This window comes from Pseudomonas azotoformans (assembly GCF_900103345.1).
GTDB classification, from domain to species: domain Bacteria; phylum Pseudomonadota; class Gammaproteobacteria; order Pseudomonadales; family Pseudomonadaceae; genus Aquipseudomonas; species Aquipseudomonas azotoformans.
In genome coordinates this window covers 5,819,359-5,832,038 of sequence record NZ_LT629702.1, presented here as the reverse complement: position 1 = coordinate 5,832,038, position 12,680 = coordinate 5,819,359, and the positions used below count along the sequence as shown (strand labels likewise).

Annotated in this window: 12 protein-coding genes and 1 other RNA gene; 4 read left to right on the top strand and 9 right to left on the bottom strand. The window is 60.8% G+C overall.

The window, feature by feature from the left end; translation table 11 throughout:
• Positions 1–5: 5 nt before the first annotated feature.
• The 9 genes from mraY to rsmI form a co-directional block, all read right to left on the bottom strand.
• On the bottom strand, positions 6–1,088 hold the full coding sequence (gene mraY, locus BLR69_RS26440) for a phospho-N-acetylmuramoyl-pentapeptide-transferase (RefSeq protein WP_058422956.1): 1,083 nt from the start codon (positions 1,086–1,088) through the stop codon (positions 6–8).
• Positions 1,088–2,458, bottom strand: a complete 1,371-nt coding sequence (locus tag BLR69_RS26435) for a UDP-N-acetylmuramoyl-tripeptide--D-alanyl-D-alanine ligase (RefSeq protein ID WP_071494106.1) — start codon at positions 2,456–2,458, stop codon at positions 1,088–1,090. Before BLR69_RS26435 ends, mraY begins: the two co-directional genes overlap by 1 nt.
• The gene (locus BLR69_RS26430; protein WP_071494107.1) at positions 2,451–3,914 is read right to left on the bottom strand and encodes a UDP-N-acetylmuramoyl-L-alanyl-D-glutamate--2,6-diaminopimelate ligase; all 1,464 of its coding nucleotides are present in this window, start codon (positions 3,912–3,914) and stop codon (positions 2,451–2,453) included. The genes BLR69_RS26435 and BLR69_RS26430 overlap by 8 nt, the downstream gene beginning before the upstream one ends.
• Positions 3,914–5,656: a peptidoglycan D,D-transpeptidase FtsI family protein gene (locus BLR69_RS26425; RefSeq protein ID WP_166794330.1), complete on the bottom strand. Its 1,743-nt coding sequence runs from the start codon at positions 5,654–5,656 to the stop codon at positions 3,914–3,916. The genes BLR69_RS26430 and BLR69_RS26425 overlap by 1 nt, the downstream gene beginning before the upstream one ends.
• Complete coding sequence (ftsL, locus tag BLR69_RS26420; protein WP_010213047.1) at positions 5,656–5,949, bottom strand: cell division protein FtsL; 294 nt, start codon at positions 5,947–5,949, stop codon at positions 5,656–5,658. The genes BLR69_RS26425 and ftsL overlap by 1 nt, the downstream gene beginning before the upstream one ends.
• A complete protein-coding gene (gene rsmH / locus BLR69_RS26415; RefSeq protein ID WP_071494109.1) occupies positions 5,946–6,893 on the bottom strand; it encodes a 16S rRNA (cytosine(1402)-N(4))-methyltransferase RsmH in 948 nt (315 codons plus the stop codon). The genes ftsL and rsmH overlap by 4 nt, the downstream gene beginning before the upstream one ends.
• The gene (gene mraZ / locus BLR69_RS26410) at positions 6,890–7,345 is read right to left on the bottom strand and encodes a division/cell wall cluster transcriptional repressor MraZ (protein WP_003171868.1); all 456 of its coding nucleotides are present in this window, start codon (positions 7,343–7,345) and stop codon (positions 6,890–6,892) included. The genes rsmH and mraZ overlap by 4 nt, the downstream gene beginning before the upstream one ends.
• Positions 7,346–7,699: 354 nt before the next feature.
• Positions 7,700–8,053, bottom strand: an RNA gene (rnpB, locus tag BLR69_RS26405) — RNase P RNA component class A.
• 96 nt (positions 8,054–8,149) lie between these two features.
• Positions 8,150–9,055, bottom strand: a complete 906-nt coding sequence (gene rsmI, locus BLR69_RS26400) for a 16S rRNA (cytidine(1402)-2'-O)-methyltransferase (protein WP_166794329.1) — start codon at positions 9,053–9,055, stop codon at positions 8,150–8,152.
• Positions 9,056–9,231: 176 nt separating this feature from the next.
• On the opposite strand from rsmI, the gene BLR69_RS26395 reads away from it, so the two are divergent.
• From BLR69_RS26395 to BLR69_RS26380, 4 genes are all read left to right on the top strand, one after another.
• The gene (locus BLR69_RS26395; RefSeq protein ID WP_071494110.1) at positions 9,232–11,043 is read left to right on the top strand and encodes a penicillin-binding protein activator; all 1,812 of its coding nucleotides are present in this window, start codon (positions 9,232–9,234) and stop codon (positions 11,041–11,043) included.
• The gene (locus BLR69_RS26390; protein WP_071494111.1) at positions 11,043–11,414 is read left to right on the top strand and encodes a YraN family protein; all 372 of its coding nucleotides are present in this window, start codon (positions 11,043–11,045) and stop codon (positions 11,412–11,414) included. The genes BLR69_RS26395 and BLR69_RS26390 overlap by 1 nt, the downstream gene beginning before the upstream one ends.
• A 92-nt stretch (positions 11,415–11,506) precedes the next feature.
• Complete coding sequence (locus BLR69_RS26385) at positions 11,507–12,100, top strand: phosphoheptose isomerase (protein ID WP_007904374.1); 594 nt, start codon at positions 11,507–11,509, stop codon at positions 12,098–12,100.
• Positions 12,097–12,678: a BON domain-containing protein gene (locus BLR69_RS26380; protein WP_016974948.1), complete on the top strand. Its 582-nt coding sequence runs from the start codon at positions 12,097–12,099 to the stop codon at positions 12,676–12,678. Before BLR69_RS26385 ends, BLR69_RS26380 begins: the two co-directional genes overlap by 4 nt.
• The last annotated feature ends 2 nt before the right edge of the window (positions 12,679–12,680 follow it).

The window sequence follows — 12,680 nt, the reverse complement described above, 5'->3', positions numbered from 1 at the left end:
CGTTTCTACCTCAGTTTCAGGGTGGCAAGGCCGATCAGCACCAGGATCACGGTGATGATCCAGAAGCGGACAATCACGCGTGGCTCGGGCCAGCCCTTGAGTTCAAAGTGGTGGTGAATCGGCGCCATGCGGAACACACGACGCCCGGTCAATTTGAAGGACGCCACCTGGATGACCACCGACAGGGTTTCCATCACGAACACACCGCCCATGATGAACAGCACGATTTCCTGGCGAACGATCACCGCGATGGTGCCCAGGGCCGCGCCCAGCGCCAGTGCGCCGACGTCGCCCATGAACACTTGTGCGGGGTAAGTGTTGAACCACAGGAACCCAAGGCCGGCGCCGATCAGTGCGCCGCAGAACACAATCAACTCACCCGCGCCCGGCACGTAAGGGATCAGCAGGTACTCGGCGAATTTCACGTTACCCGACAGGTAGCAAAAGATGCCGAGCGCGCCGCCCACCATCACCGTCGGCATGATCGCCAGGCCGTCGAGGCCGTCGGTGAGGTTGACCGCGTTGCTGGAGCCGACGATCACGAAATAGGTCAGCACCACGAAGCCGATGCCCAGGGGAATGCTGGCGTCCTTGAGCATCGGGATGATCAGGGTCGTTTCCACTGCGCTTGGCGCAGTGGTGTAGAGGAAAATCGCCGCGGCGAGGCCAAACACCGACTGCCAGAAATACTTCCAGCGGCTTGGCAGGCCCTTGGAGTTCTTCTCGATCACTTTGCGGTAGTCATCCACCCAGCCGATGGCGCCGAACAGCAACGTCACCAACAACACAGTCCACACGTAGCGGTTGTGCAGGTCGGCCCACAGCAACGTGCTGACGCCGATGGAGGACAGTATCAGCGCACCGCCCATGGTCGGGGTGCCGGACTTGGACAGGTGCGACTGCGGGCCGTCATTACGAACCGATTGACCAATTTGCAGGTTCTGCAGGGTGCGGATCATCCACGGTCCCAGGAACAGCGACAAACACAACGCGGTCAGCACACCCAGGATCCCGCGCAGGGTCAGGTACTGAAAGACCGCGAAGCCTTTGTGGAACTGTTGCAGATACTCAGCCAGCAGCAGCAGCATTAATGTTTCTCCGTACTTGAGCCACACAAGGCCGCGACGACGTTTTCCATCACCGCGCTGCGCGATCCCTTGATCAAAATGGTTGTATGTTTGTCGTGTTCAGACGCCGTCAGCGCCTGGATCAGCTCGGCCTGGGTCGCGAAATGACGTGCACCGGGGCCGAACGCATTGACGGCATGGGCCATGTTCGGGCCGACGGCGTACAGCGCGTCGACGTTGCCGGTGGCGTAGGCACCGACCTCACGGTGGGACTGTTCAGCCCAGTCGCCCAGCTCGGCGATATCACCCAGCACCAGTACCTTGCGGCCATCGAAGCCTTTAAGCAGGTCGATTGCGGCGCAGACCGAGGACTGGTTGGCGTTGTAAGTGTCATCGATCACGCGCATGCCGTTGCTCGCCAACTGCGCCACGGTGCGGCCCTTGACCGGCTGCACCGCGCCAAGCCCGGTGGCGATGCCGAACAACGACACGCCCAGGGCGTAGGCGGCAGCGGCGGCGGCCAGGGCATTGGCGACGTTATGGTTGCCCAGCAGGTTCAACTGCACGTGCTCATTGCCCTGCGGGGTGTGCAAGGTAAAGGACGGGCAACCACGGGCGTCGACGGTAATGTCGGACGCATGGAAATCAGCCGCAGCGTTGCGCACGGCAAACGTCAGGACCTTGCGCCCGGCGGCGCGTACACGCCAGGTTTCGAAGGCCTTGTCGTCAAGATTCAGTACAGCAGTGCCGGATGCATCGAGACCTTCGAGGATTTCACCCTTGGCTTCGACGATTTTTTCCGGGCCGCCGAACTCGCCGACGTGGGCAGTTCCGGCATTGTTGATGATCGCCACGTGGGGCTTGGTCAGTGCCACGGTGTAGGCGATTTCACCGATGCGCGACGCGCCCAGCTCGATCACCGCCGCGGTGTGTTCCGGGGCCAGTTCGAGCAGGGTCAGCGGTGCGCCGAAGTCATTGTTCAGGTTGCCACGGGTTGCGAGCACCGGGCCGCGAGTGCGCAACACACCGGCGAGCAGTTCCTTGACCGTGGTCTTGCCGCTGGATCCGGTGATGGCCGCAACGGGGTTGGTGAACGCGGCACGGTTCAACGCACCCAATTGGCCAAGGGCCAGGCGGGTGTCGGCGACCAGCAATTGCGGCAGTGTGGAATCCGCGACTTCGCGTTGCACCAAGGCACCCACGGCGCCTTTGGCGGCGACTTCATTCAGGTAGTCGTGACCATCGAAACGCGGGCCAGCCAGGGCGACAAACAGTTGCCCCGGCTTGATGTTGCGGCTGTCGATACTCACGCCGTCGAAGCGGCAATCGCTGGACAGTACACGGGCCGACAGGGCCTGGGTCAGTTCGCTGAACATCATCGGTTTAAGCATGGGCAACCTCCCAGGCGGTCAAGGCGTGATCGGCCTCGACCAGATCGGAGAAGGCATGGCGCTCGCCGTTGATTTCCTGATAGTCCTCGTGACCTTTACCGGCCAGCACCACCACGTCGTCAGCACTGGCGCTGGCGATCAATTGGGCAATGGCTGCGCCGCGACCGGCGACGAACGTAGCCTTGGACACATCTTTGAAGCCGACGCGGATATCGTCGAAAATCTGGCTCGGGTCTTCGCTGCGTGGGTTGTCGTCGGTGACGAGCACGCCATCGGCCAGGCGCTCGACAATCTCAGCCATCAACGGGCGCTTGCCGCGATCACGATCACCACCGCAGCCAAACAGGCACAGGAGCTTGCCCTTGGCGTGTGGACGCAGGGCCACCAGGACTTTTTCCAGGGCGTCCGGGGTGTGGGCGTAATCGACCACCACCAACGGCTGTTTGCCGCCACCCAGGCGCTGCATGCGACCGACCGGGCCTTCCAGCTTGGGCAGCACACGCAGGATTTCATCGAGAGCGTAATCCAGGCCGAGCAATGCGCCGACGGCCGCCAGGGTGTTGCTCAGGTTGAAACGACCGAGCAAGGTGCTGCGCAGATGATGTTCGCCCTGAGGCGTCACCAACGTCGCGCGCACGCCTTCGTCATTGAATTGGGCATCGCGGCAATACAGGTACGCGCTGGCGTCTTCCAGGCTGTAGCTGATCAGGCGCGACTCACGCTCTTCGGCGGCCAGTTGGCGACCGAATTCGTCGTCCAGGTTCACTACGCGGCACTTCAAGTCATTCCAGGCGAACAGCTTGGCCTTCTCGGCAGCGTAGGCTTCCATGGTGCCGTGGTAGTCGAGGTGATCGCGGGACAGGTTAGTCATCACCGCCACATCGAAGGCCAGGGCAGCAACGCGACCCTGGTGCAGGCCGTGGGACGACACTTCCATCGCAACCGCCTTGGCACCGGCCTTTTTCAGGTCGGCCAGGGTCGCCTGCACGGCAATCGGGTTCGGCGTGGTGTGCAGGCCGCTTTGCAGCGCGCCGTAGAAACCGGTGCCCAAGGTGCCGACAATGCCGCAGTGCTGGCCGAGCAGGTCAAGGGCCTGCGCGACCAGTTGGGTCACGCTGGTCTTGCCATTGGTGCCGGTAACGCCGATCAGGTTGACATGCCGACTTGGCTCGCCATAGAAACGCCCGGCGATGTCCGAGAGCTGTTTGGCCAACCCCTTGACCGGAATCAGCGGAACATCGGTGATCGGCAACACGGTGGCGCCTTCCACTTCGTAGGCCACGGCAGCCGCGCCGCGTTGCAGGGCGTCGGCGATATGTGCACGGCCATCGAACTTGCCGCCAGGCACCGCCAGGAACAGGTCACCGGCGCGCACATTGCGGCTGTCCAGGCTCAACTCGCGGATCAGCAGATCGCGGCCGGCGTGGGCAAAAATCTTGTTCAGGCTAAGAGACATCAGCCGCGCCCTCCATTGGCTTTTGCAGCAGTGGCCGGTGGGCCGGCGTTCGCTTGTTGAGTCGGCGGCAGGTTGTCCGGCGTGATGTTCATCAGGCGCAGGGTGCCGGACATCACTTTGCTGAACACCGGCGCCGAGACCAGGCCACCGAAGTAACCGGCTTTGCTCGGCTCATCGATCACCACCACGATGGCGTAGCGTGGGTCGCTCATCGGGCCGAAGCCAGCGAACAGCGAACGGTAGGAGTTTTCGGCGTAGCCCTTGGTGCCCACGGACGTCTTACGCGCAGTACCCGACTTGCCAGCCACGTGATACGCCGGCACCTGGGCACGAAACACACCGCGTGGCGCTTCGATCACTTGTTGCAGCATGCCTTGCATGGTCTTGGCGACGTTTTCCGGGATCACCTGGGTGGCTTTCGGCGCTTCGTCGACATGGATCAGGCTCAGCGGAACCATGCGGCCGTTATTTGCCAATACAGAGAAAGCATGGGCCAGTTGGATCGCCGTCACCGACAGGCCGTAACCATAGGAAAGCGTGGCGGTCTCGGCCTTTTTCCAGTCGCGGTAGTTCGGCAGGTTGCCCACGCGCTCGCCGGGGAAATCCAGGCCGGTGGGTTGGCCCAAACCGATTTTCTGCGCCAGGTGGTAAATGGTTTCGCCGCCGATATCGAAGGCGACCTTACTCATGCCCACGTTACTGGAGTTAATCAGGATACCTGTCAGATCCAGCACCGGGCCCTCGGTACGGGACACGTCACGAATGGTGTATTTGCCCAGTTGTAACGTACCCGGATACACCTCGACCTTGTCGCTGGGTTTCCAGCGCCCGGTTTCGAGAGCGGCACTCATGGAAATGGCTTTCATGGTCGAACCCGGCTCAAACACGTCGATCATGGCGCGGTTGCGCATCATCGCCGGCTGCAGGTTGCGACGGTTGTTGGGGTTGTAGGTCGGCTGGTTGACCATGGCGAGGATTTCGCCGGTCTTGACGTCCATGATCACCAGGCTGCCGGCCTTGGCGCCGTTCTCGATGATCGCGTTACGCAGCTCGCGGTTGGCCAGGTATTGCAGGCGCAGGTCAATCGACAACGCCAAGGGCTTACCGGCCTTGGCGTTTTTGGTGACTTGGACATCCTTGATCAGTCTGCCGCGCCGATCCTTGATGACTTGTCGTTTGCCGGGAACCCCGGCGAGCCATTCATCGTAGGCGAGCTCCACCCCTTCGCGGCCGTGGTCATCGATATCGGTAAAGCCGACCATATGCGCAGTGGTTTCACCAGCCGGGTAGAAACGACGGAATTCCTCGATGCCGTAGACACCGGGGACTTTAAGGTCGAGCACTTGCTGGCCTTGTTCGGGGGTAAGGCCTCGAACCAGGTAGATGAATTCTTTGTTGGCCTGGGCTTCCAGGCGCTCGGCCAAGGCTTTCGGGTCTTGCCCCAGCGCGGCGGCAAGCGCCGGCCAGCGATCCTTGGCGACCTGCAATTCTTTGGCGTTGGCCCACAAGGTGGTGACCGGCGTACTGACGGCCAGCGGCTCGCCGTTACGGTCGGTGATCAGGCCGCGGTGCGCAGGAATCGGGATGTGGCGCAGGCTACGGGCATCGCCCTGGCCAATCAGGAAGTCACGGTCGACCACTTGCAGGTCGATGATCCGCCAGGCGATCGCCCCCACCATCAATGCCAGCAAACCGAGCATCAGGCGGAAGCGCCATGGATAGAGTGCGCCTTCGAGTTTCATCATGGCGCCACCATGCGAACTTCGGCCGCGCCCGGGATGTGCATTTTCAACTGTTCAGTCGCCAGCACTTCGATGCGGCTGTGGGCTGTCCAAGTGCTTTGCTCCAGGATCAACCGGCCCCATTCCGCCTGGGCTTTGTCACGCACGCTCAATTCCCCGTACAGGGTATTGAGCAGTTGGCGGTTGTAGTGGGCGCTGTAGGACACCGCAATCGCGGATATCAGCACGCCAACAAACAGCAGCAACATAAAGAAGCTGCCGCCCGGGAGGGGCTTGGCGAAAAGCTTGCTCACCGCAACTTCTCCGCGACGCGCATGACGGCGCTACGGGAACGTGGGTTGGCCTTGAGCTCGGCTTCGGAGGCGAACTGCGCTTTGCCATGGATTTTGATTTTCGGCACAAAGGCTTCGAACCGTACCGGCAGGTTGCGCGGCAGGTTGTCGGACTCACCCTTGACCAGGCGGCGCATGAACAGTTTGACGATACGGTCTTCCAGGGAGTGGAAGCTGATCACCACCAGGCGACCGCCCACTTCCAGCGCCTCGAAGGCAGCCTCGAGGCCGGCCTCCAGGTCGCCCAATTCGTTGTTGACGTGAATACGCAGACCTTGGAACGCACGGGTCGCCGGGTTCTTGCCCTTTTCCCACGCAGGGTTGGCGACCTTCAGCACTTCGGCCAGGTCGGCAGTGCGCTCGAACGGCTGGATTTCGCGACGCTCGACCACGGCACGCGCCATGCGGCCGGCGAAGCGTTCTTCACCGTATTCCTTGAACACACGGGCGATTTCTTCCACCGGCGCGGTGGCAATGAACTGTGCGGCGCTGACGCCACGGGTCGGGTCCATGCGCATATCGAGCGGACCGTCGTTCATGAAACTGAAGCCGCGCTCCGGGTCATCGAGTTGCGGCGAGGACACGCCCAGGTCGAGCAAAACCCCGGCCACCTTGCCCGCCATGCCGCGCTCGGCGACTTCGGCACCCAGCTCGGCAAAGCTGCGCTGCACAACGACAAAGCGGCCGTCTTCGGCCGCTAGCGCTTGCCCGGTGGCAATCGCTTGGGGGTCTTTGTCGAATCCGAGGAGTTTGCCGTCGGACCCGAGCTGGCTGAGTATCAACCGGCTATGCCCGCCCCTGCCGAACGTGCCGTCCAGATAGCAGCCATCCGCGCGTACGGCGAGAGCCTCAACGGCTTCGTCAAGCAGTACGGTGATGTGGTTAAAGCCGCTATCAATAGTCACAGGATCAAATCACGCAGTTCATCAGGCATGGCGCCCGGTTGTTGAATAGCAGCCAGGTCAGCTGCAGAAACAGCATCCCAGGCATCTTCGTCCCACAATTGGAACTTGTTCAGTTGGCCAACCAGCATTGCGCGCTTATCCAGCTTGGCGTACTCGCGCAGACGCGGCGGCACCAGGAAACGACCGCTGCCATCCAACTCGAGGTCGACGGCATTACCAATCAGCAAACGCTGAAGGCGACGGTTCTCTTCACGCAATGAAGGCAAGGCGCGCAGTTTGGTTTCAATCAACTCCCACTCATCGAGCGGGTAAACACATAAACAAGGGTCAACGGCATCGATGGTGATGATCAACTGTCCGGAACTTCGCGAAATGAGCTCGTCACGATACCGGCTCGGCATGGCGAGACGGCCTTTTGCATCGAGACTGATAGCGTTAGCTCCGCGAAACACAGATGCGTTTCTCCAAATTTTAGCGTTTTACGTTCAAAAAACCCACTTTGTGCCACTTTCCGCCACTTGCGCACACTATAGGAATGCGCCCACCACACCGTCAAGGCGCGGATTCAAGGAAAAGCCTTACAGAACGGAGATTTAGGAGCGTAAAGGGAGGAGAAACCAGAGTTCGGCGATGTTTTTGGCCCAACAAGCACAAATAGCTCAAAGAGCTATAGGCTGAACTTAAAGTAATTTATTAAGAGTAAGATTTTTTTGGTATTACGAAGATGCATCTGCCAATGATTCGGCAGGGAGGGATTCTTGCGTTACTACCGGGTTTCTGCTCGAGATTCGGACAGAAGGAAAAAGGTGGAGAGTCGATCTATAAGCCGGGTTCTGTCTTGAACAGTCATTCGTCTACGATGGCCATCACTGGACATCTTTAGCAACCTACCCGGTCCCAGCGCGGGCCACGCCTTGGGACCCTATTTGGTCTTGCTCCAAGTGGGGTTTACCTAGCCACGAACTGTTGCCAGTCGTGCGGTGCGCTCTTACCGCACCTTTTCACCCTTACCGGCACCGAAGTGCTTAGGCGGTTATTTTCTGTGGCACTTTCCGTAGGCTCACGCCTCCCAGGCATTACCTGGCACTTCGCCCTATGGAGCCCGGACTTTCCTCCCCCCCCTAATTTTCATAGAGGGCAGCGACTGTCCAATCGACTCTCCGCCGCGCAGGTTAACGGCACGGCGGACTTAGGACAAGTAATAAAAGTTCAGAATTGCCATCACGTTCAGACGGAATACCGGTTCAACCCCGGAACTATTCGGCTTTCTGTTTATCCAGCGCAGCTTGATACAAGAGGTTCTTGCGCACCCCAGTGATTTCCGCCGCCAGGGCGGCCGCACGCTTGAGGGGCATCTCCTTGAGCAGCAGGTCAAGGATGCGCATGGCCTCGCTGCCCACCGCATCTTCGTCCTCAGGCGCGGTCCAGCCTGCCACCAGCACCACACACTCGCCGCGCTGCTGATTGCTGTCACCTTCGACAAACGCACGCAGCTCTTCCAGCGGCAAGCCCTTGAGGGTTTCGAAGGTCTTGGTCAGCTCACGGGCCAGCAGTGCCAGGCGCTCGCCGCCAAACACCAGCTCCATGTCCTGCAGGCATTCGAGGATGCGATGAGGAGCTTCATAGAAGATCAAGGTGCGCGGTTCTTCCTTTAACGCTTGCAGCCGTGCGCGCCGCCCGACGGCCTTGGCCGGCAGGAAACCCTCGAAAATAAAACGATCCGACGGCAGGCCCGCCGCCGACAATGCCGCAATCAGCGCGCACGCGCCCGGAACAGGCACTACATTGATACCAGCGGCCCGCGCTTGGCGCACCAGATGGTAGCCAGGGTCGGAGATCAGTGGCGTGCCCGCGTCGGAGATCAGCGCCACATCGTCGCCGGCCAACAGGCGCACGATAAAACGGCTGCCTTCTTCGCGTTCGTTGTGTTCGTGGCAGGCGGCTAATGGCGTGCTGATACCAAAATGCTGCATCAAACGCTGGGAGTGCCGCGTGTCTTCAGCCGCGATCAATTTAACCTCGCGCAACACTTTCAGTGCCCGCGCACTGATGTCGTCCAGGTTGCCAATGGGCGTCGCCACGACAAAAAGCGAGCCTGCAGTGGAATTCAAAGGACCTGGAGCAGTCAAAACGCACACCTCGATGGTTGGCAAAAGCGACATTGTAGCGCGTAGGCGCCTTGAAAATATGCCATCACGGCCGATGCCTTTTCAGCCGTTTGGAGCCACTTGCAACATTTGCACGACCTAAATCGATGGTTTCACGCCAGTAACATCGCGCCTGGGCCAGTGCTTGGGTACAATTCCACGCTAATTTGATCGGTATCAGGAACACTTACATGATCGCTTGCCTGCGGCTGCTCTCCGCCCTCTGCCTCGCTGCCTTGTTGGCCGCGTGTGCCAGCTCGCCCTCGTCCAGCCTTGGCGACCTTCCACGGACCCCGGACGCCAGTATCGAGCAACTGCTCGAACAGGCCACCACCGCCAAAACGCCAGAAAAGGCCGCGTTGCTGCGCCTGAGTGCGGCAGACATGGCCTACAAGCAGAACAACCCCGGGCGCTCGTCGCAGATTCTTGCGCAAGTGCCCCTGGATGTCCTCAAGCCTGCCGCGCAAGTGTTTGCCAGCACCCTGGCCGCCGAACTGGCCATGGCGCGCAACCAGCCCAAGGCTGCGCTGACCGCATTGAACCACCCGAGCCTGCAAAGCCTGAAGGAGCTACCGCCTGAACAGCAGATCCGTACCGGCAGCGTGCACGCCCGCGCTTATGAGGCCGACGGACAGACCCTGGCTGCCGCCCGGGAACGTGTCGCCATGGCCCCACTGCTCACGGGTGATGCCGCCAAAAGCAACCACGAAGCCATCTGGGCCTTGATTGCCGCCGTGCCGGCCGAACAGCTGCAAGCCAGCGGCAATCCGGTGCTGGACGGTTGGATCACCCTGGCCCAAGCGGTCAAGGGCGCCGGTACGCTGGAGCAGCAACAGGCTGCCATCGACACCTGGCGCGCCCAGAATCCAGGTCATCCGGCTGCCGTGCAATTGCCCACGCCGCTGACCAAGCTCAAGGAACTGGCCAGCCAGCCCCTGAACAAGATCGCCCTGCTGCTGCCACAGGACGGCCCGCTGGCGTCCGTCGGCAAGGCGCTGCGCGAAGGTTTCATGGCGGCGCACTACCAGGCCGAACAAGCCGGGCAGAAGCCACCAGTCATCGAGTTCTATGACAGCTCGCGCCTGACCTCCCTCGACGACTTCTACGCCAAGGCCCAGGCCGCCGGTGTGCAACTGGTGGTCGGCCCGCTGGAGAAGCCGCTGGTCAAGCAGCTCAGTGCCCGCCCGCAGTTGCCTATCACCACCCTGGCTTTGAACTACAGCGAGACTGATCGCAGCCCGGCGCAACTGTTCCAGTTCGGCCTGGCCGCTGAAGACGAAGCCCGCGAAGTATCGCGCCGCGCCCGTGCCGACGGCCTGCATCGTGCCGCTGCCATGGTCCCGCGTGGCGAGTGGGGCGAGCGTGTGTACAAAGCTTTCCGCCAGGATTGGGAAGCCAATGGCGGCACCGTTGTTGGCGTCGAGTACGTCGACCAACCGGTCGCCCTTGCCCAACAAATTGCCGACATGTTCCAGCTGCGCAAAAGTGAAGGTCGCGCCAAGAGCCTGCAAAGCACCGTCGGCACCGATGTAGCCGCGCAGCCTTCGCGCCGCCAGGACATCGAGTTCATTTTCCTGGCTGTAACCCCGCAACTGGCCCAGCAGATCAAGCCGACCCTTAACTTCCAATATGCCGGCGACGTGCCCGTATACGCCACGTCCCACGTGTTCAGCGCCAGCGGCGACAAAAACCAGTACCTGGACATGACCAACGTGATGTTCTGCGAAACGCCTTGGCTGCTCAATACCACCGACCCGCTGCGCAACCAGGTAGCCGCACAATGGCCACAAGCCAACGGCAGCCTCGGCCGCCTGTATGCGATGGGCGTCGACGCCTACCGCCTGGCGCCGCGCCTGGGGCAACTCAAGGCACTGCCGGATACCCGTGTTGACGGTCTGTCGGGCAACCTGGGTATCAGCGCCAACCAGCGCGTTGATCGCCAGATGCCATGGGCCAAGTTTGTCGGTGGCGAGATCCAGCGCCTGCCGGACACTCCGCGCTGATGCCCGAGCGGTCCAGCGCACAAAGCGGCAAGGACGCCGAACTGCAAGCCCTGAAGTACCTGCAACAACAAGGTCTGCGCCTGTTGGCGCAGAACTGGTTATGTAAACGCGGTGAGCTTGATCTGGTCATGCTTGACGGCGATACAGTAGTATTCGTCGAAGTCCGCTACAGAAAACACGCACAATGGGGTGGCGCGCTCGCCAGTATCGACGGGCGCAAGCGTCAGAAGCTGATACTCGCCTCGCAGTTCTTCCTGCAAAAAGAGCATCGCTGGGCCGACGCCCCCTGCCGTTTCGATGTGGTTGCCATAGAAAGCACACCGTCTGGTCAGGCTGATCTGAACTGGCTCAAGAATGCCTTCGACAGCTGATTCGCCGGACATCTTCACCACACACTTTTGCTCTTTGCTTTGCGGGCTGCACATTCCTGTGCCATACAGCCGCGCTACTTAAGGTCACACAGATGGACATGCAATCCCGAATTCGCCAGCTTTTCCAGGCCAGTATCGACACCAAGCAACAGGCGATGGACGTACTTGCACCGCACATCGAGCAAGCCAGTCAGGTCATGGTCAACGCCTTGCTCAACGAGGGCAAAATGCTGTCGTGCGGCAACGGCGGTTCGGCTGGCGATGCCCAGCATTTCTCTTCCGAGTTGCTCAACCGCTTCGAGCGTGAGCGCCCGAGCTTGCCGGCCATTGCCTTGACCACCGATTCGTCGACGATCACCTCGATTGCCAACGACTACAGCTATAACGAAATCTTCTCCAAGCAGATTCGCGCCCTGGGCCAACCAGGTGACGTGCTGCTGGCGATTTCCACCAGCGGCAACTCGGCGAATATTATTCAGGCGATCCAGGCCGCACATGATCGCGAAATGATTGTCGTAGCATTGACCGGGCGCGATGGCGGCGGCATGGCCTCATTGCTGTTGCCTGAAGACGTGGAGATTCGCGTCCCGGCCAATGTCACCGCACGTATCCAGGAAGTCCACCTGCTGGCGATCCACTGCCTGTGCGATCTGATCGACAGCCAACTGTTTGGGAGTGAAGAATGACCGTTAACCGCCTCAGCCTTTTGGCCATCACCCTGTGCCTCGCTATCAGCGGCTGCAGCACGGCCATCACTGCAACACGCGACACCCCTATCCAGGATGACAAGGGCACCCGTACCTTCGGCAGCAAAATCGATGACTCGCTGATCGAAACCAAGGTTGAAGTCAACGTCGCCAAGGCCGCGACCGACCTGGGCAACGGTGCATCGCGCATCGTCGTGACCAGCTTCAACGGCGTTGTTTTGCTCGCCGGCCAGACACCACGCGCCGACCTCAAGGCCCAGGCCGAGCAAGCCGCCGCTGCCGTACAGCGCGTGAAGAAAGTGCATAACGAATTGCAGGTGATGGACCCGATCACCCTGCTGGCCATCAGCAATGACGCCCTGCTGACCACCAAGATCAAGGCTCAGATGCTCACCGATAATGCGATCCCTGGTTCGCGCATCAAGGTCGTGACCGACAATGGCATCGTCTACCTGATGGGTCTGCTGACCCAGGCCGAAGCCACGCGTGCAGCCAATCTGGTGCAAGGCGTGTCTGGCGTGCAGAAGATCGTGAAGGTGTTCGAATACATCGACTGATG